Raw genomic sequence first — 18,338 nt, 5'->3', positions numbered from 1 at the left:
TGAGCCTATCCTTGTCTGATCGCACTCCTCCCGGCGCAATGACGCCCGGTCGGGTGAGTCCGCGTTTGTCGCACAACGCGATGCGCCACTGGAACGAGCGCCTGATCGAAGCCGTCCTGTTCCTCGCCGCCGCGCTCTCGGTGCTGACGACGCTCGGCATCGTCTATATCCTCGTTTCCGAATCGATTCATTTCTTCGCGCGTATTTCGATCGTCGATTTCCTGACCGATACGCAATGGACGCCGCTTTTCGACGACGCCCACTTCGGCATCATGGTGCTGGTGTCCGGTACGCTGGTGTCATCGTTGGTGGCGCTGCTCGTGGCGATTCCGGTGGGCACGACGATCGCCATCTACCTCTCCGAATTCGCCGGCAGTCGCGTGCGCGAAATCGCCAAGCCGATCCTCGAACTGCTCGGCGGCATCCCGACGATCGTGTATGGCTATTTCGCCCTGCTCGTCGTCACGCCGATCCTGCAGGTGCTGCTCCCCAACCTGCCCGGCTTCTCGCTGCTCTCGGCGGGTTTCGTCATGGGCATCATGATCGTGCCCTACATCGCCTCGCTCTCCGAGGACGCCATGCGCGCGGTGCCGATGAGCCTGCGCGAGGGCGCCTATGCGATGGGTTCGTCGCGGCTTTACACGGCGATCCACGTGGTTATACCGGCGGCATTGTCCGGGCTGGCCGCGTCGTATGTGCTGGCGGTGTCGCGCGCCGTCGGCGAGACGATGATTCTCGCCGTCGCCGCCGGCATGCAGCCGAACCTGACCTGGAACCCGATGGAACCGGCGGCGACGATCACGTCCTATATCGTCCAGGTCGCGCTCGGCGATTTGCCGCACGGATCGATCGGTTACCAGACGATCTTCGCCGCCGGCCTCACGCTGCTGCTGATCACCTTGATGTTCAACATCGTCGGCCAGTGGTTGCGGGCCAAATACAAGGAAAACTACTGATGAAACCGCTGACGACCGAAGAAATCCGCGCCGTCATCGCGCGTGGAAAACTCAAGGACACGCTCTTCAAGGCGCTTGGCATCCTGTGCCTGGCCTTCGGGTTGTTTGTCATCGTCGCGCTGATCCTCGACATGGCGATCAAAGGGTCCGAGCGCTTCACGCTCGATTTCTTCCTCAACTTTGCATCGCGCCGGGCGGCGCAGGCCGGTATCCTCTCGGCCTGGGTCGGTTCGTTGCTCGTCATGTTCGTCACCGCGCTGGCGGCCGTGCCGCTGGGCGTCGCGGCCGGCGTCTATCTCGAGGAGTATGCACCGCGCAACTGGATGACGCAGGTGATCGAGATCAACATCGCCAATCTTGCCGCCGTGCCGTCGATCGTCTATGGCCTGCTGGCGCTCGGCATCTTCGTTTATCAGTTCGGCTTCGGCCAGAGCATTCTGTCGGCCGGCCTGACGCTGGCCCTGCTGATTCTGCCGATCATCATCGTCGCGACGCGCGAGGCGATCCGGGCGATTCCGGCGATGATCCGCGAAGGTTCGATGGCCGTCGGCGCGACGCGCTGGCAGACCTGCCGCTATCACATCATTCCCTATGCGATGCCGGGCATCCTGACCGGCGTCATCATCGGCCTCGCCCGCGCCATCGGCGAGACCGCGCCGATCATCACGATCGGTGCGCTGACCTTCATCGCCTTCCTGCCGCCGGCGCCGCTGACGGCCTTGCCGGACGGCGGCACGGCGGGGTTGTTCGACTGGGTCACGGCACCTTTCACGGTGATGCCGATCCAGATTTTCAACTGGACCTCGCGCCCCGATCCGGCCTTCGAGATCAATGCTGCCGCCGCCGGCTTCGTGCTGATGGCGATGGTGCTGGCGATGAATGCGCTGGCGATCTGGCTGCGCTACCGGATGCGCAAGAACATCAAGTGGTAATCAAAATCATTGGAGCCCTTCGTGCCAAATAACACGACGCAAGAACGCCTCAAGGCGGAAGCCCGCGGCCTGAATTTTTTCTACAACGGTGGAATTCAGGCGCTCAAGAACATCAACATGCCGATCTATGACAATCGCGTGACCGCGCTGATCGGCCCGTCGGGCTGCGGCAAGTCCACCTACCTGCGCAGCTTCAACCGCATGCACGACCTCTATCCGGGCAACCGCTACGAGGGCGAGATCCGCTTCTACCCGGACGACACCAACCTGCTGGCGCCGGAGGTCGATCCGATCGAGGTGCGCATGCGCGTCGGCATGGTCTTCCAGAAGCCGAATCCGTTTCCGAAGTCGATCTACGAAAACGTCGCCTACGGCCTGCGCGTGCGCGGCGAGCGCAATCGCCGCATGCTCGACGACAAGGTCGAACATGCACTGCGCGGCGCGGCCCTGTGGGATGAGGTCAAGGACCGTCTGCAGGACCTCGCGTCGAATCTTTCCGGTGGACAGCAGCAGCGCTTGTGCATCGCCCGCGCGCTGGCGACCGATCCGGAGTTGCTGCTCTTCGACGAGCCGACCTCGGCGCTCGATCCGATCGCCACCGGCGCGATCGAGGAACTGGTGCACGAGCTGAAAAAGCGTGTCACCATTCTGATCGTGACCCATAACATGCAGCAGGCGGCCCGCGTCTCGGACTATACCGCCTACATGTTCCTCGGCGAGATGATCGAGTTCGGCAAGACCGACGAGATCTTCATCAAACCGAAGGACCGGCGCACCGAAGACTACATTACTGGCCGGATGGGCTGAGGAGAACACTGCGATGGAAGACATTCTGCATCATCAATCGAGCCAGTTCGACGAGGAACTCGGACGTCTGCGCAGCGACGTGCTGCGCATGGGCGGGCTCGTCGAAAACCAGGTGGCGACGGCGATCGAGGCTTATGGCGCCTGCGATCCGCGCGCCATCGAAGAGACGATTGCGCGCGACCAGGACATCAATGCGCTGGAAAAGCAGATCGACGACGAGAGCGCGCAGCTGATCGCGCGGCGCCAGCCGACGGCGGTCGATCTGCGCCTCGTCTTCGGCATCATCAAGATCGTCACCGACCTCGAACGCATCGGCGACGAGGCGAAGAAGATCGCCAAGGGCGTGCGCCGGATCTGCGCCGCCGGCAGTCAGCCGACGCAGTTCGCGCCGGCCATCCTGCATCTTGCCGAAACCGTGCTGGTGATGGTGCGTGAGTCGCTCGACGCCTTCGCCCGCCTCGATTCCGGTCTTGCGCAGAAAGTCATCGTCGATGACAATGGCGTTGATGCCGAATTCAAATCGATCGTTCGCCAGTTGATCACTCACATGACCGAGGAACCCAATACCATCAGCATGGTGATGGACGTGATCTGGATCGCCCGTTCGGTCGAGCGTATCGGCGATCATGCCAAGAATGTCGGCGAACACGTGATATTCATTGTCGAGGGGCAGGACGTGCGCCATCGGCGATTGTCGAGCAACGGAGGTGCGGTGTGACGACGTCTGTTCTGGTCGTCGAGGACGAACCGGCGATTCTCGAACTCGTCGCGATCAACCTGCGCCATGCCGGCTTTCAGGTGATTCGCGCGACGAGCGCCGAGGAGGCCGATGCCGTCATCCGCAATGAATTGCCCGATCTCCTCGTGCTCGACTGGATGCTGCCCGGACAGTCCGGGGTCAGCTTCGCGCAGAAGCTGCGCGGCGACGAGCGCACGCGCGAACTGCCGATCATCATGCTGACCGCCCGCGTGCACGAGGAAGACAAGATCCAGGGACTCGAAGCCGGCGCCGACGACTATGTCACCAAGCCGTTTTCGCCCAAGGAACTCGTGGCACGTGTCCGCGCCCTCCTGCGCCGCCGGGCCCCGCATCTCGCCGGCGAGGCCGTCGAGGTCGGTTCGCTCAGCCTCAATCCGGCGACGCACCGGGTCCTCGCCGGCGGCCAGCCGGTCGAACTCGGACCGACCGAATTCCGCCTGCTCTTTTTCTTCATGACCCACCCCGAGCGCGTCTATAGCCGTGCCCAGTTGCTCGACGAGGTCTGGGGCGATCACGTTTTCATCGAGGAACGCACTGTCGACGTTCACATCCGTCGCCTGCGTGCCGCGCTTGAAGCGTCCGGCCATCACGAACGCGTCGAGACGATCCGCGGTACCGGCTATCGCTTCAACGGAGCCTGAGCCTCTTGCGACAGGAACTCATCCGGACGCTGCTGCTGACGACGCTGGCGGGCTGCGTCGCTCTGCTCGCCGCGCTGGTGTTTTCGGCGACGGTCGGCTGGCTGGTTTTCTGCGCCGGCTTGATGTTGCAGATGCTCGCGCATTTTCGCAACTTTGCCTTGCTCGACCGCTGGTCGCGCGCGCCGGAAGTCGATATCGCGCTGGAAGGCCGCGGCGCCTGGGACGGTGTTTTCGGCCGCCTCTATCGCCACGAGAAGGACCTGCGCGCCCTCGTCGAACGGCGCAATCGCCGCATCGACATGTTGCTGGCGGCGATCCAGGCGCTCAATGACGGCGTCGTATTGCTCGACCGCAACGACCAGATCGTTTTTTGCAACGCGACCTCGGAGGCGCTGCTCGGGCTGCGCGCGCGCACCGACATCGGCCAGTCGGTCGCCAATATCGTCCGCCAGCCCGAATTCGTCGCCTACCTGACGGCGCGCGACCTGAGCCGTCCGCTGATCTTGCGCTCGGAGCGCAATCCCGGCCAGGTGCTGTCGATCCAGCTGATTTCCTATGCCGACCAGCGCACGCTGGTGCAGATCAAGGACGTGACGCAGACCGATCGCCTCGACCGCATGCGCCGCGATTTTGTCGCCAATGTTTCGCACGAATTGCGCACGCCGCTGACCGTGCTGTCCGGTTTCCTCGAAACCTTGCGCGAGATCGAATTGACGCCGGACGAGCGACAGCATTACCTCGCCCTGATGTCGGAGCAGTCGGGTCGCATGCTTTCGGTGGTCCAGGATCTTTTGACGTTGTCATCGATCGAGGCGGCGCCGCCGCCCGAGGATGGACTCATCGACATGGCCCGGATCCTCGACAAGCTTCGGCGCGATGCCGAATCGCTGTCGGCCGGACGCCACCGCATCGTCGTCGATGCCGACGATGCCTGCGATCTGCTCGGCGGTGAGCACGAACTCGTCAGCGCCTTGTCCAATCTGGTGTCCAATGCCATCCGCTACACCCCCGCCGGCGGCACGGTGACGATCCGCTGGCATGCAAACGCGCAGGGCGGCGTCTTCGCCGTCGAGGACACTGGCATCGGCATCGAGGCGCAGCATATTCCCCGGTTGACCGAGCGTTTCTACCGCGTCGATCGCGGGCGTTCGCGCGAGGCCGGCGGTACCGGACTCGGGCTGGCGATCGTCAAGCATTCGCTCAACCGTCATCAGGCCTTGCTCGACATCAGCAGCACGCCGGGCGTCGGCAGCTGTTTCGCGGCACGCTTTCCCGGCGCCCGCGTCGTCACTCACTAAGGTTTTGTTTCCGCGCCCCACGGCGTGTGCGCGAACCAGTCGGTCAGGAAGGCTGTCATCGCCTGTACCTTGGCCGAGAGGTGCCGCCGGGTCGGATAGACGACCTGGATCGGCAATGTGCGCAGGCGCCAGTCGGGTAGGACGCGCTGCAGCGCGCCACGGTCGATCAGCGGTTGCAGGATGAAGCAGGGCGCGAAGACGATGCCGGCGTCGGCGACCGCCATTTCCGTCAGCAGCATGCCGTTGTTCGAATGGAAAGGACCGCTGTAGCGCACGCTGGCGACGCTGCCGTCGGCCTGCGAAAACTCGGCCTGATTGCCGCCGGCCGCATAGTGATAGGTGAGACAGATATGCCGGGCGAGATCGCCGGGGTGCTGCGGCATGCCGGCGCGTGCCAGATAAGCCGGCGAGGCGGCGGTGAGCACCACCGTTTCGGCGACGCGGCGGGCGACGAGGTTGTCGCTGCCGACCCGTCCGACCCGGATCGCCATGTCGAGTCCCTCTTCGGCAAAGTCGGCGACGTTGTCGGACAGCACCAGATCGAGCGTGACTTCAGGGAAGCGGCGCGAGAAGGCGACGAAGGCCGGCGCCAGTCGTAGCGTCGCCAGGGCGATCGGCGCGGTCAGGCGCAGCCGTCCGCGCGGTCGTTGTGCCTGACCCGAGACGCTGGCTTCGGTTTCCTCAAGGTCGGCAAGCAATTGCGTGCTGCGCTCGAAATAGGCATAGCCTTCGTCGGTCGGTCGCATCCGCCGCGTCGTGCGGTTGAGCAGGCGCACGCCGAGCAGCGTTTCGAGCTGGGCCACGTGCCGCGATACCGCCGTCGTTGATAGACCCAGCTGGTTGGCGGCGGCGGCGAAACTGCCGGCCTCGATGACCGCGCAGAAGACCCGCATTGCTTCAAATCGATCCATCTGATTATCCCGAATTTCGCAACAGAGATTCAATCTTACGCGTATTTATCCCGGTTTTCGTGTTCTGTACAGTTCAACCCATGCGCCGGACCACTTCGGTCCGGACCGAATCCACCGAATTTTTCAGGAGACTGTCATGACTGCGATCACCGCAACCCTTACCCCCTCGAATGCCGCGAGCGCTTCGGCCGCTCGTCCGGAAGCGACGGCGCGTGCCGCCGACTATGGCATCGCGCTGTTGCGCGTCGCCCTGTCGGCGATGTTCCTCTCGCACGGCCTGCTCAAGCTGCTCGTCTTCACCCTGCCGGGTACGGCCGGATTCTTCGCGTCGGTCGGTTTCCCGGCCTGGACCGCCTACATCGTCGTGCCGGCCGAGATCCTCGCCGGTATCGCTTTGCTCGTCGGCTTCAAGACGCGTTGGGTTGCGCTCGCCACCGTGCCGCTCCTGATCGGTGCCCTATCCGTGCATCTCGGGAACGGATGGCTGTTCAGCGCGCCTAAGGGAGGCTGGGAATATCCGCTCTATCTCGTCGTGCTGGCCGCAGCCCAGTCCTTGCTCGGCAGCGGCGCCTTCGCGCTCGACAACGTTCGCCGCACGACCGTCTGAGCTTCTCTTGTTGCGCTTTCCATACGAAAGGAAATGTCATGAAACTGTACTTTTCGCCGATGGCCTGCTCGCTCTCTCCGCATATCGCCTTGCGTGAAGCCGGTCTTGACGTCGAACTCGTTCGCGTCGATCTCAAATCGCATACGCTGGCCACGGATGGCAGCGACTTCGCCGGCATCAATCCCAAAGGCTATGTGCCCGTGCTCGAACTCGATGACGGCTCCCGCCTGACCGAGGGGCCGGCGATCGTGCAGTACATCGCCGACCTCAAGCCGGAAGCCGGTCTGGCGCCGCAAAACGGCACGCTCCCGCGCTATCGTCTGCAGGAATGGCTGACCTTCATCAACTCCGAAATCCACAAGGGTTTCGGCCCGCTCTTCCGGCCGACGACGCCGGAAGACGTCAAGGCGGCCGCGCGCGAGACCCTGGTGAAGCGCCTCGATTATGTTGCGGCGCAATTGAAGGACCACGACTACCTGCTGGGCGATCGCTTCAGCGTCGCCGACGGGTATCTGTTTACGGTGCTCAACTGGGGCCAATGGACCGGCGTCGATGTCGCCCGTTGGCCGGCCTTGCAGTCCTTCCAGCAGCGTGTTGCAAGTCGTTCGTCGGTACAGGCGGCGCTGGCTGCCGAGGCTGCCTGAGTCCTGTGTTCGGCGGGGGCGCTGCCGCAGTCAGCGTGGCGCCCCGCCATGATCGAGTCATCCATCATGTCAAAACAGCCCGTCCTCTTCCTGTCGCACGGTTCGCCGATGACCGCCCTTGGCGGTGACGACCTCGCCGCCGTCTGGTCGGCACTCGCGCCCCGCTTGGAAAAACCCGCGGCCATCCTGGCGGTGTCCGCCCACTGGACGACGCGGCTGCCGATGGTCTCCGGTGCGGCGCGTCCCGAAACCATCCACGACTTCGGCGGCTTCCCGGCCGAACTCTACCGCCTGCGCTACCCGGCGCCCGGTGATTCTGCCCTGGCGCAACGCCTCAAGCAGCGGCTGTCCGAGGCCGGCATCGCCGCCGGCATCGATGCCGGTCGCGGTCTCGATCATGGCGCCTGGGTGCCGCTGCGTGCGCTCTTTCCCGCCGCCGACGTGCCGGTTGTCTCGGTGTCGGTGCAGCCGGATCGTTGTGCGCGCCACCACCTCGCGCTGGGCGCCGCGCTGGCGCCGCTGCGCGACGAGAATGTGTTGATCGTCGCGTCCGGACACATGACGCATAACCTGGGTGAATATATGCGGAGCAATGGTGACGGACCGTCGCCCGAGTCGCTCGTCTTTCGCGATCATGTTCATGCCAAGATCATGACAGGGGACGTCGAGTCCCTGCTCGACTGGCCGCATACCGCGCCCGGCGCGCTGGCAGCGCATCCGACGCCGGAGCATTTTTTGCCGCTGTTCGTGGCCCTGGGCGCGATCGGGACGACCGATCGCAGCGAGTGGCTGGGCGGTGGCTGGATCGGTGGCAAACTGGCCGCCGACAACTACCGTTTCGCCGGCGAATCCCTCTAGGGCTTGACGCTCGGGAAGCGCGTTCAGCCTTCGCGGGCGAAACGCAGCAAGCCTTCGAGGATCAGGTTTTCCGCGGGTCGGCAGGGAATGCGCAAGTGCGGCACGATGGCGGCCGCGGCGCCGCCGGTGATCAGGCAGAGCGCATCGGGCTCTCCGGCCACGTGCGAGAACATGCGCTCGATGGCGCCGGTCTGGGCAAACAGGCAGCCGCTGACGATGGCATCGACGGTGCTGCGCGGATGCTCGCTGCAGACGCCTTCGGCAAACGGCAATTGTGCGGTGTTGCGGGCCAGCGACGAACGCATGAGGTCGATGCCGGGCAGGATAAGGCCGCCGCGGAAAACGCCATTGGCATCGAGGTGGTCGACAGTCGTGGCGGTGCCGGCGCAGACGACCAGACAGTCCGAGGCGTGCTGCGCGCGGGCGCCGATCAGTGCCGCCCAGCGGTCGGCGCCGAGCTTTTCGGGGAATTCGTAGCTGCTGCGCACGCCGCAGGCTTCACGGCTGGAGCGCAGCCAGCGTAGCGGGTGGCGTCCCGCCAGCGCCTGCGTCACGGCGCTTTCGACGGCCTCGCCGGCGACGTTGCTGGCGACGACCTGGGTGCCGTTCGGCCATTCCGCCGCGAGTTCGGCCAGTCGCGCGGCCTCGGGCGTCGGCAGGGCGGTGCGCATCAGCCAGTCCTTGCCTTCGCGGACGCCGACCTTGACGCGCGTGTTACCGATATCGATGGCGACGATCATGATGCGGGCCTCAGGCTGACGTCGCCGGACAGGCAGCGTTCGATGCGCCCGTCGCCGTCGACGAGCAGCGCGCCGTCGCTGTCGGCGCCGCAACAGCGTCCTTCGAGAACGGTGACACCGTCGCGCAGCACGCGCACCTTCCGGCCCTGCCAGGCGTGACAGGCTTGCCAGGCGTCGCGCACGGCGGCGAAGCCTTCGGCAGAAAAGGCGTCGAATACGGCAGCGAGTTCGACCAGCAACGTGCCCAGCAGATAATGACGATCGGGTAGTGGCGTCACCATCCCGGCGAGCGCGGCGACCGGCATCATCATCGGCGTTGCCACCGGGTCGAGTTCGGGCAGTTTCAGGTTGAGGCCGATGCCGATGACGGCCCGCGTCGTTTCGTCATCGCCGCTCAATTCGACGAGGATGCCGCCGAGTTTGGCGTCGCGGTAGAGGATGTCGTTGGGCCACTTGAGCGTGGCGCCGGCGGCGCCACAGCTGTCGAGCGCCCGCACGACGGCGAGGCCGACGCCGAGCGAGAGGCCGGCCATGTCGGCGAGGCCGCGGTCGAAGTCCCAGAGCAGCGAGAAGGTCAGGCTGGCGTCGGGCGCGGCCGACCATTGCCGACCCCGGCTGCCGCGGCCTGCGGTCTGGTGATCGCAGACGATGACGCTGCCCGAGCTCGCGCCTTGGGCGCTGCGTTCGAGCAGGAGCGTGCTGGTCGACGCGCAGGCGTCGATGGCGGTGATCGCAAATCGTGCCCGGGCGGCGCCGAGGGCCGTCTGCAGACGCTCGGGATCGATCAGTTGAGAGGGGCCAAAAGCACTCAAGGGGACGGTTCCGGAATCGGGAGTCCGCCATTATCCCCGATTATCCGCCGGCGCGCTCCGTGTCGTCGGCGCGACCGCCGTCCATCCCGAGTTCCTGGATCTTGCGGGTGATCGTGTTGCGTCCGATGCCGAGCGCAACGGCCGCTTCGATACGACGTCCGCCGGTGTGCGCCAGTGCCCGCGAAATCAGGATGCGCTCGAAAGCGTCGGTCAGCTTTTCGTGGACCTGGCCTTCGCTGGCGGCGAGCATGCGATCGACTTCGCTTGCCAGGCCGCTCTGCCAGTCGCCGCCGCTACCGGCGGCAGCCGGCGCGTCGCGCATTTCAGGCGGCAGGTCGGCGACATCGACGGTCTGTCCCGGTGCCATCACCGTCAGCCAGTGGCAGAGGTTCTCAAGCTGCCGGACGTTGCCGGGGAAATCGAGGTTCGAGAGGAAACGCAGCGCGGCGTCGGAAAAACGCTTGCCTTCGACGCCAAGTTCCTGCGCGCTGCGTTGCAGGAAATGGCGGGCCAGGATCGGGATGTCTTCGCGTCGTTCACGCAGGCTGGGCAGGCGCACGCGGATGACGTTGAGCCGGTGGAAAAGGTCTTCGCGGAAGAGACCGTCCTTGACGCGCGTTTCGAGGTTCTGGTGTGTGGCGGCGATGATGCGGACATTGGCCTTGATCGGCGAGTGGCCGCCGACGCGATAGAAATTGCCGTCGGAAAGGACGCGCAGGAGGCGCGTCTGCAGATCGGCCGGCATGTCGCCGATTTCGTCGAGGAAGAGCGTGCCGCCCTCCGCCTGTTCGAAACGGCCGCGGCGCTGGGTGGCGGCGCCGGTAAACGCGCCGCGTTCGTGGCCGAACAGCTCGGATTCGAGCAGGTCCTTCGGAATGGCAGCGGTATTGATGGCGATGAAGGGCTTGTCGCTGCGCGGGCTGTGGCGGTGCACGGCGCGGGCGACGAGCTCCTTGCCGGTGCCGGATTCGCCGGTGACCATCACCGTCGCGCTCGACTGGCTGAGGCGGCCGATGGCGCGGAAGACTTCCTGCATCGCTGGCGCTTGTCCGAGAATTTCCGGGAGTTGGCTGACTTCATTCTGCGCACCGCCTTGGTGCGCGCTCTCGTCGATGGCGCGCCGAATGAGTTCGAGCGCCTGGTCGACGTCGAAGGGTTTCGGCAGATATTCGAAGGCGCCGCCCTGGAATGCGGCGACGGCGCTGTCGAGGTCCGAGTAGGCGGTCATGATGATGACCGGGACAGAGCTGAACTTGGCTTTGAAGCGTTTGAGCAGATCGAGGCCGCTCTCGCCCGGCATGCGAATGTCGGAGACGAGGACCTGCGGCGGCTCCGCGCCGTGGTCGAGCTGCGAAAGGACCTCGCTGGCCGAGGCGAAACTCTTGAACGGGACTTGTTCGCGCGTCAGCGTCTTTTCGATGACCCAGCGAATTGACTTGTCGTCGTCGACGATCCAGACCGGCTTCATGTGTTTTCCAGACTTCATGATTCGTATGCCAAGCCTATAGCAAATTGCTTGCCATCACGGCGATCCGAGTGGCAGGCGGATGGTGAAGCAGGTGTAGCCGGGCCGGCTTTCGCATTCGATCGTCCCCTGGTGTTGCTGGACGAAACTTTGCGCGAGCGTGAGCCCCAGCCCGCTGCCGCCCTCGCGGCCGGAAACCAGCGGATAGAACATGCGTTCGCGGATGTCGTCGGGAATGCCGGGGCCGTTGTCCACGACCTGCAGTTCGAGCGCCAGGCGGTGGCGCTTTTTGGCCAGCGTCACCTGGCGGGCGACGCGGGTGCGCAGGATCAGCTGGCCGCCCAGCCGTAGGGCGCCGTCTTCCTGCGGGTGCGGTTGTCCCTGGATGGCCTGCGCGGCGTTACGGGCGATGTTGAGCACGGCCTGGATCAGTTGCTCGCGGTCGCCGATCAGATCGGGCAGGCTGGTGTCATAGTCGCGCACGAGCCGCAGCGTCGTCGGGAATTCGGCCTTGAGCAGGCTGCGCACGCGTTCGAGGATTTCGTGGATGTTGACCGGCGCCGGCTGCATCGGGCGATGCGGTGACAGCAGGCGCTTCATCAGATCCTGCAGGCGGTCGGCTTCCTTGATGATGACTTGCGTATATTCGCGCAGGCCGGGATTGTTGAGTTCGTGTTCGAGCAGTTGTGCGGCGCCGCGAATGCCGCCGAGCGGATTCTTGATTTCATGCGCGAGATTGCGGATCAGCTCGCGGTTGGCGATCTGCTGTTCGATCAGCCGTTCCTCGCGCGTCGCCTTGAGTTGCTGGTCGATTGGCCAGAGCTCGACGAGCAGCCCGGCTTCGGGCAATTCGGTCGGGTTGACCGTGCAGTTGAGGTGTAGGGTGACATCGTCATTGCGTCGCAATTCGACGTTCTGGCCGGTATAGCCCCAGCCGTGGCGGCCGGCGTTTTCCAGGGCTTCGTGCAGCACCGGCGAGCAGATGGCGATGGCGTCGAGGGTTTCGCCGATCACCGCCTTGCGGCTGACTGCGAGCAGGTTTTCAGCGGCGGCGTTGATGTAGCGCACCCGAAAGGTGCCATCGAGCAGCACCACCGACGATGAGAGTAAATCGAGTCCGGCAAAGGGGTTGGGGGCAGCCTCGGACATCGTGTGGTTCTCTCCGGAATCAGCGCACTCGCGTCAGTTCGGCGCGAATCGCTTCGATATTGCGTTCGTGTAAGGCCACCCGATCCTTGAACGGTTGCAGGCGGTCGAGGACTTTCTGGTAGTTGCGTTCGTTACCGTAGCGCACGGCTTCCTGGTCGGCCAGGTCTTTCTTGGCCTGGTCGAGGTTTTTCTGCTCGGTGTCCAACTCGCCTTCGAGGATGCGTTTGCGGTCGCCGTCGCGGGCGCGCTGCGCACTTTCGTCGACCTTCGGGAAGTTCTGCGGCGTCGGTGCGCGCGCGGCGGGCTTGGCCGGCGTGCCGGTGGCAGCGGGGGGGGCAGCGGGCGTGTCGAAACTGAGGCGCTTGCAGTGCTTGTCGCCCATGTTCGAGTAGGTGACATGGCCGTCGGCACTGACGCACTTGAAAATGTCGGCGTGCGCCGGCATGGCTGCGAAGAAGAGTGTCGAGGCGGCGAGTAGCAATCTTGTCATTGTCATTGGTCCATCCAGGCGGATTCGCGCGTTCGAATCGGGCAGTGTATTGGATGGTTCCTTGAAATACAACGGCACTTCAGGTGAGTCCGGGCGATAAAAAAGGACGGGAAAGCCCGTCCTTTTTCCTCGGAACATCCAGCGATCAGCAGCTGTAGTACAGCTCGAACTCGACCGGGTGGGTCGTCATGCGGATCTTGTTGACTTCTTCCATCTTGAGGTCGATGTAAGCGTCGATCCATTCGTTCGAGAAGACGCCGCCCTTGGTCAGGAATTCGCGATCCTTGTTGAGCGCGCCCAGGGCCTCTTCGAGGCTGGCACACACGGTCGGGATTTGCGAATCTTCTTCCGGCGGCAGGTCGTACAGGTTCTTGCTGGCCGGCTCGCCCGGGTGGATCTTGTTCTGGATGCCGTCCAGACCCGCCATCATCAGGGCCGAGAAGCACAGGTACGGGTTGGCGATCGGATCCGGGAAGCGGGTCTCGATGCGGCGAGCCTTGTCCGACGCGACGTGCGGGATGCGGATCGAGGCCGAGCGGTTCTTCGCCGAGTAGGCCAGCTTGACCGGGGCTTCGTAGTGCGGGACCAGGCGCTTGTAGGAGTTCGTGCCCGGGTTGGTGATCGCGTTCAGCGCCTTGGCGTGCTTGATGATGCCGCCGATGTAGAACAGGGCGAGTTCCGACAGGCCGGCGTAGCCGTTGCCCGCGAACAGGTTCTTGCCGTCCTTCCAGATCGACTGGTGCACGTGCATGCCCGAGCCGTTGTCGCCGACGATGGGCTTCGGCATGAAGGTGGCGGTCTTGCCGTACTGGTGCGCGGTGTTATGCACGACGTACTTGAGCATCTGCGTCCAGTCGGCGCGACGGACCAGCGTGTTGAAGAGCGTGCCGATTTCGCATTGGCCGGCGTTGGCGACTTCGTGGTGATGCACTTCGACCGGGATGCCGAGCGACTCGAGCGTCAGCACCATGGCCGAACGGATGTCGTGCAGGCTGTCGACCGGAGCGACCGGGAAGTAGCCGCCCTTGACGCCCGGACGGTGACCCGAGAAACCGTTGCCTTCGTTGCGCTCACCGGCGCCCCAGGCGGCTTCGGCCGAATGGATCTTGAGGTTGCAGCCCGACATGTCGACCGACCACTCGACGCCGTCGAACACGAAGAATTCGGGTTCCGGGCCGAAGTAGGCGGTGTCGCCAATGCCCGAGGACTTGAGGTAGGCTTCAGCGCGCTTGGCGATCGAACGCGGGTCACGGTCGTAGCCGCGGCCATCGGTCGGATCGACGACGTCGCAGGTGATGACCACCGTCGTTTCGTCATAGAACGGGTCGATGTAGGCCGTGGCGGGGTCCGGCATCAGCAGCATGTCGGAGGCTTGAATGCCCTTCCATCCGGCGATCGACGAGCCGTCGAAAGCGTGGCCGCTTTCAAACTTGTCTTCGTCGAACGCGCTGACCGGAACGGTCACGTGCTGTTCTTTGCCGCGGGTGTCGGTGAAACGGAAATCGACGAACTTGACGTCGTTTTCCTCAACCATCTTGATTACATCTTGTGGGCTTGCCATTGCAAAGTCTCCTCAGCAGGTACCGGCGAATCCGGCGACGATAGAAATTGGTGATTCGGGTGTTAGCAGAAACCATGCCAAGCGCTTGGCGTGGAAATATCCATTGTGCCATAAGAGAAAATTCGAATTGCTGGAGTTTTGTCGCCCTGCAATGGTGCGCCGCACTTCTGAACGCACCAAAGCGGTGCAATTGAGTATTTTTTGGAAAAATCCGGTCTAACGAAGCGATGCCTGCTGTTTTGCGTTAGCGCCGACGCAAGCAGGACAAGTGATTTATACTTCAAGAACTCACCGCCGATCGCAAATTGTCCGTCATGGGAAAACTGTCCGACTTGCTGAACCTCGCTCAGGCACGCGCCAGCGATCGGGGCCTCCCTTATGCCGGCGCGCTGACGCCGGCGGAAGCCTTCGAAGTCCTGCAACTGGCGCCCGGTGCGAAGCTTGTCGATGTGCGTACCCGGGCTGAGTGGGATTGGGTCGGCCGCATCCCCGGCGCCGTCGAGATCGAATGGAATACCTATCCCGGCGGGCAGCACAATCCCGATTTCCTGTCGCAGCTCAAGCGCCAGGTCGATGCCGAGTTGCTTGTCATGTTCATCTGTCGTAGCGGGGTGCGCTCGCATAATGCCGCCAGCCTGGCCAGCGAGGCCGGATTCACGGCGAGCTACAACGTCCTCGAGGGTTTCGAGGGCGATATCGACGCCTTCGGGCAACGCGGCAAAGTCGGCGGCTGGCGCCGCGCCGGACTCCCCTGGAGAAGCTGAGCCGGGCGAGAGGAGAGATTTTCCGTTTGTCATTGCAACACCCCTTTATCCACCAAAGTAACTACCAAAGTCAGAACCTACCGATGTCAGAACTCATTCCTTTTGACGTGTTCAACGCGCTGTCCGATGACGAATGTCATGCCCGTATCCGCAGCGCACGGGAAAAACTCGGCAAGCGCGCCGCCTTGCTCTGCCACCATTACCAGCGCGCCGACATCTACCAGTACGCCGATCTCACCGGCGACTCGCTGCGCCTGTCGCGCATGGCAGCGAACACCGATGCCGACTATCTCGTTTTCTGCGGCGTGCACTTCATGGCCGAAGTAGCCGACATCATGTCGAAGCCGCACCAGATCGCGATCCTGCCCGACCTCGCCGCCGGCTGTTCGATGGCCGACATGGCCAATCTCGCCAAGGTCAGCCGCTGCTGGCGCGAGCTCAACGAAGTGATCGACGCCGAGGCGCTGGTCACGCCGGTCACCTACATCAACTCGGCTGCCGACCTCAAGGCGTTCTGCGGCGAGCACGAAGGCATCGTGTGCACCTCGTCCAATGCGCCTGTCATCGCCAAGTGGGCGTTCGCGCGGCGTGAGAAGATCCTGTTCTTCCCGGACCAGCACCTCGGGCGCTGGACCGGTTATTCGATGGGCATACCGCTCGACGAGATGTTCGTGTGGGATCCGGATCTCGAGTTCGGCGGGCTGACGCCGGAGCAGATCCGCAAGGCGAAGCTGTTGTTGTGGAAGGGCCATTGCTCGGTGCACCAGATGTTCCAGCCGGCGCATATCGCCAATTTCCGCCGCCAGTATCCCGACGGAAAAGTCGCTTCGCATGCCGAATGCGCCTTCGAGGTCTGTATGGCGTCCGATTTTGTCGGCTCGACCGAGCTGATCATCGATGTCGTCAAGAAGGCGCCGCCCAACACGCGCTGGCTGGTCGGCACCGAGCTCAATCTCGTCAATCGTCTGGCCGAGGAGGTCAAGCCGGAGGGCAAGATCGTCCAGTTCATGTCGCCGACGGTGTGCATGTGTTCGACCATGCAGCGCATCGATCCGCAACATCTGGCCTGGACGCTCGAGAACCTGGCGGCGGGCCATGTCGTCAACCACATTCGCGTTCCGGAGCATGAGGCCGCGTTGGCCAGAGCCTCTGTCGAAAGGATGCTCGCGGTATCGTGAGCGCCATGTCCATCCCGCAGATCAGTGTAGTCACCTACAATATCCACAAGGGATTCTCGCAGTTCAACCAGCACATGATGGTGCATGAACTGCGGGAGCAACTGCGGGCGCTGGCACCGGACATCGTGTTTCTCCAGGAAGTGCAGGGGCGCCACCGTCGTCATGCCGCGCGCATCGACAACTGGCCGGAGGAACCGCAGCACAATTTCCTCGCCGCCGACGTCTGGCAATCGACGGCGTACGGGCGCAACGTCGTTTATGACCACGGCCACCACGGCAATGCCATCCTCTCGCGTTTCTCGATTTCGCAGGCCTACAACCAGGACGTGACGCACCTGCGCTTCGAGCGGCGCGGTCTCTTGCACAGCATTCTCCAGGTGCCGGGACTGGCGCGGCCTTTGCACTGCGTCTGCGTGCATCTCTCGCTTTTTGCGCGCTCGCGCCGGCGTCAGCTCGACGCGCTCTCGGGCTATCTCGAAAGCATTCTCGATGACGATACGCCGCTGATCATCGCCGGCGATTTCAACGACTGGCGGAACGAGGCCGACAACCTGTTGGCGCAGCGCCTCGGCTTGGTCGAGGCGATTGGCGGACTGGGCGGCGACGGCGGCTCGCCGGGCAGAAGCTTTCCGGCGACACTGCCGGTGCTGCGGCTCGATCGTATCTATCTGCGCGGTTTCAGCGTGACGCATGCCGAGGTGCTCTCGGGCGATCCCTGGGCGAAAATTTCCGACCACGCCGCCTTGTCGGCGGCCTTGTCGTGGTCGGATGCTGCCTGAGGTGCGCTGAGGCGGTCAGCCTGGCGTGATGACGCCCGGATAGATGGCGCGGACTTTCGGCACGCGCGACATCGACCAGTGGCCAATGGCCCAGCGCCAGAATTCCGCGAGCGGCGCGCCGCGAAGTTCCGCCGGCGGCGGATGTCCAAGAAAGGTACAGGTGGCGGCCAGCGCGACGCTGCCTTGCGCCGGATCGACCGCTTCGGCCAGCGTCTGTTTCGACAATTTTTCGCCGACGGCGTTGACCACCACCGGCAGGTGCGCATAGATCGGTGTCGGCAGTCCCAGGCAGCGTTGCAGCCAGAGTTGGCGGGCGGTGGAGTCGAGCAGGTCGACGCCGCGCACGACGGTGTTGATGTCTTGTGCCGCGTCGTCGACGACGACCGCCAGTTGATAGGCATATTGCCCATCGGCACGCAGCAGCACGACGTCGCCGACATCGCGTTCGGGGTTCTGGCGCGTCTCGCCCTGGATCCGGTCGACAAAGCCGATATCCTCGTCGGGGACGCGTAGCCGCCAGGCGCGGGCGGCCTTGCCCGGGGCGAGGCCATCGCGGCAGGTGCCGGGATAGCGCAGGCCGCCGTCGATCGAGCGCGTCGTCGTCGCGGCGGCGATTTCGCTACGCGAGCAGGCGCAGGGGTAGACCCAGTCGTCGGCCTGCAGGCGCGCCAGTGCCGCGTGATAGCGGTCGAGGCGCTGGCTTTGCACGACCACTTCGTCGTCCCATTCGAAGCCGAAACCGGCGAGCGTGCGCAGGATGTGATCGGCGGCGCCGGCGACTGTGCGCGGGCCGTCGACATCCTCGATGCGCACCCGCCACTCGCCCTGATGCGCGCGGGCGTCGAGATAGCTACCCACCGCCGCCACCAGCGAACCGAAGTGCAGCGGGCCGGTGGGCGAAGGGGCGAAACGCCCGCGATAGCGGACGGCTGCCGGCGGTTGGGCGCTTGTGTCAGGCACGTCGGCTGGCGTTCTCGACGACCCGT

20 protein-coding genes are annotated in these 18,338 nt (G+C 64.2%); 12 read left to right on the top strand and 8 right to left on the bottom strand.

From position 1 onward, the window contains the following. Window positions 1–11: 11 nt before the first annotated feature. Genes pstC through phoR form a run of 6 tightly spaced genes read left to right on the top strand, consistent with a single transcriptional unit; the run spans window position 12 to window position 5,394 of the window. Entirely contained in the window at window positions 12–956 is a 945-nt protein-coding gene (gene pstC / locus BLR25_RS00565; RefSeq protein ID WP_342718393.1) for a phosphate ABC transporter permease subunit PstC, read from the top strand. Then, the gene (pstA, locus tag BLR25_RS00560; RefSeq protein WP_091931777.1) at window positions 956–1,888 is read left to right on the top strand and encodes a phosphate ABC transporter permease PstA; all 933 of its coding nucleotides are present in this window, start codon (window positions 956–958) and stop codon (window positions 1,886–1,888) included. Before pstC ends, pstA begins: the two co-directional genes overlap by 1 nt. 21 nt (window positions 1,889–1,909) lie before the next feature. Then, a complete protein-coding gene (gene pstB, locus BLR25_RS00555) occupies window positions 1,910–2,695 on the top strand; it encodes a phosphate ABC transporter ATP-binding protein PstB (protein WP_091933523.1) in 786 nt (261 codons plus the stop codon). Between the two features lie 13 nt (window positions 2,696–2,708). Beyond that, complete coding sequence (phoU, locus tag BLR25_RS00550; protein WP_091931775.1) at window positions 2,709–3,413, top strand: phosphate signaling complex protein PhoU; 705 nt, start codon at window positions 2,709–2,711, stop codon at window positions 3,411–3,413. After that, window positions 3,410–4,096, top strand: coding sequence for a phosphate regulon transcriptional regulator PhoB (gene phoB / locus BLR25_RS00545; protein ID WP_091931773.1), 687 nt, complete (start codon window positions 3,410–3,412; stop codon window positions 4,094–4,096). Before phoU ends, phoB begins: the two co-directional genes overlap by 4 nt. A gap of 5 nt (window positions 4,097–4,101) precedes the next feature. Continuing rightward, window positions 4,102–5,394 (top strand): phosphate regulon sensor histidine kinase PhoR, encoded by a 1,293-nt coding sequence (phoR, locus tag BLR25_RS00540; protein ID WP_218122582.1) that lies wholly within the window; start codon window positions 4,102–4,104, stop codon window positions 5,392–5,394. On the opposite strand, the gene BLR25_RS00535 is transcribed toward phoR, so the two are convergent. Continuing rightward, window positions 5,391–6,305 carry a LysR family transcriptional regulator gene (locus tag BLR25_RS00535; protein ID WP_091931767.1) on the bottom strand — a complete coding sequence of 305 codons (915 nt, stop codon included), beginning with the start codon at window positions 6,303–6,305 and terminating at the stop codon, window positions 5,391–5,393. The two genes, phoR and BLR25_RS00535, sit on opposite strands and share 4 nt — an antisense overlap. A gap of 136 nt (window positions 6,306–6,441) precedes the next feature. On the opposite strand from BLR25_RS00535, the gene BLR25_RS00530 reads away from it, so the two are divergent. From BLR25_RS00530 to BLR25_RS00520, 3 genes are all read left to right on the top strand, one after another. After that, window positions 6,442–6,912 carry a DoxX family protein gene (locus tag BLR25_RS00530; protein WP_091931764.1) on the top strand — a complete coding sequence of 157 codons (471 nt, stop codon included), beginning with the start codon at window positions 6,442–6,444 and terminating at the stop codon, window positions 6,910–6,912. 38 nt (window positions 6,913–6,950) lie between these two features. Next, window positions 6,951–7,556, top strand: coding sequence for a glutathione transferase GstA (gene gstA, locus BLR25_RS00525; RefSeq protein WP_091931761.1), 606 nt, complete (start codon window positions 6,951–6,953; stop codon window positions 7,554–7,556). A 66-nt stretch (window positions 7,557–7,622) separates the two neighbouring features. Further along, on the top strand, window positions 7,623–8,414 hold the full coding sequence (locus BLR25_RS00520) for a dioxygenase family protein (RefSeq protein ID WP_091933520.1): 792 nt from the start codon (window positions 7,623–7,625) through the stop codon (window positions 8,412–8,414). A 23-nt stretch (window positions 8,415–8,437) separates the two neighbouring features. Here the strand turns inward: BLR25_RS00520 and BLR25_RS00515 are convergent, their stop codons facing one another. The 6 genes from BLR25_RS00515 to glnA all read right to left on the bottom strand — a co-directional run bounded on the left by BLR25_RS00515 (window position 8,438) and on the right by glnA (window position 14,631). Next, window positions 8,438–9,154 (bottom strand): type III pantothenate kinase, encoded by a 717-nt coding sequence (locus BLR25_RS00515; RefSeq protein WP_091931758.1) that lies wholly within the window; start codon window positions 9,152–9,154, stop codon window positions 8,438–8,440. Beyond that, a complete protein-coding gene (locus tag BLR25_RS00510) occupies window positions 9,151–9,966 on the bottom strand; it encodes a biotin--[acetyl-CoA-carboxylase] ligase (RefSeq protein WP_091931755.1) in 816 nt (271 codons plus the stop codon). The genes BLR25_RS00515 and BLR25_RS00510 overlap by 4 nt, the downstream gene beginning before the upstream one ends. A 40-nt stretch (window positions 9,967–10,006) precedes the next feature. Further along, window positions 10,007–11,434, bottom strand: a complete 1,428-nt coding sequence (ntrC, locus tag BLR25_RS00505) for a nitrogen regulation protein NR(I) (protein WP_091931752.1) — start codon at window positions 11,432–11,434, stop codon at window positions 10,007–10,009. Window positions 11,435–11,488: 54 nt separating this feature from the next. After that, window positions 11,489–12,580 carry a nitrogen regulation protein NR(II) gene (glnL, locus tag BLR25_RS00500; RefSeq protein WP_091931747.1) on the bottom strand — a complete coding sequence of 364 codons (1,092 nt, stop codon included), beginning with the start codon at window positions 12,578–12,580 and terminating at the stop codon, window positions 11,489–11,491. A gap of 19 nt (window positions 12,581–12,599) precedes the next feature. Next, window positions 12,600–13,070 carry a DUF4124 domain-containing protein gene (locus BLR25_RS00495; RefSeq protein ID WP_091933512.1) on the bottom strand — a complete coding sequence of 157 codons (471 nt, stop codon included), beginning with the start codon at window positions 13,068–13,070 and terminating at the stop codon, window positions 12,600–12,602. Window positions 13,071–13,215: 145 nt separating this feature from the next. Continuing rightward, window positions 13,216–14,631: a type I glutamate--ammonia ligase gene (glnA, locus tag BLR25_RS00490; protein ID WP_091931744.1), complete on the bottom strand. Its 1,416-nt coding sequence runs from the start codon at window positions 14,629–14,631 to the stop codon at window positions 13,216–13,218. Between the two features lie 314 nt (window positions 14,632–14,945). Between glnA and BLR25_RS00485 the strand changes: the two genes are divergently transcribed. From BLR25_RS00485 to BLR25_RS00475, 3 genes are all read left to right on the top strand, one after another. Further along, window positions 14,946–15,395: a rhodanese-like domain-containing protein gene (locus tag BLR25_RS00485; protein ID WP_091931742.1), complete on the top strand. Its 450-nt coding sequence runs from the start codon at window positions 14,946–14,948 to the stop codon at window positions 15,393–15,395. Window positions 15,396–15,478: 83 nt separating this feature from the next. Further along, a complete protein-coding gene (gene nadA, locus BLR25_RS00480; RefSeq protein WP_091931737.1) occupies window positions 15,479–16,573 on the top strand; it encodes a quinolinate synthase NadA in 1,095 nt (364 codons plus the stop codon). 5 nt (window positions 16,574–16,578) lie between these two features. Further along, window positions 16,579–17,352, top strand: coding sequence for an endonuclease/exonuclease/phosphatase family protein (locus BLR25_RS00475; RefSeq protein WP_091931733.1), 774 nt, complete (start codon window positions 16,579–16,581; stop codon window positions 17,350–17,352). Between the two features lie 15 nt (window positions 17,353–17,367). Here BLR25_RS00475 and gluQRS read toward each other — a convergent pair whose 3' ends face one another. After that, a complete protein-coding gene (gene gluQRS, locus BLR25_RS00470; protein ID WP_091931730.1) occupies window positions 17,368–18,312 on the bottom strand; it encodes a tRNA glutamyl-Q(34) synthetase GluQRS in 945 nt (314 codons plus the stop codon). Window positions 18,313–18,338: the final 26 nt, after the last annotated feature.

The sequence above is a fragment of the Propionivibrio dicarboxylicus genome (genome assembly GCF_900099695.1).
GTDB lineage: Bacteria > Pseudomonadota > Gammaproteobacteria > Burkholderiales > Rhodocyclaceae > Propionivibrio > Propionivibrio dicarboxylicus.
This window is presented reverse-complemented; position numbering and strand designations above follow the sequence as displayed.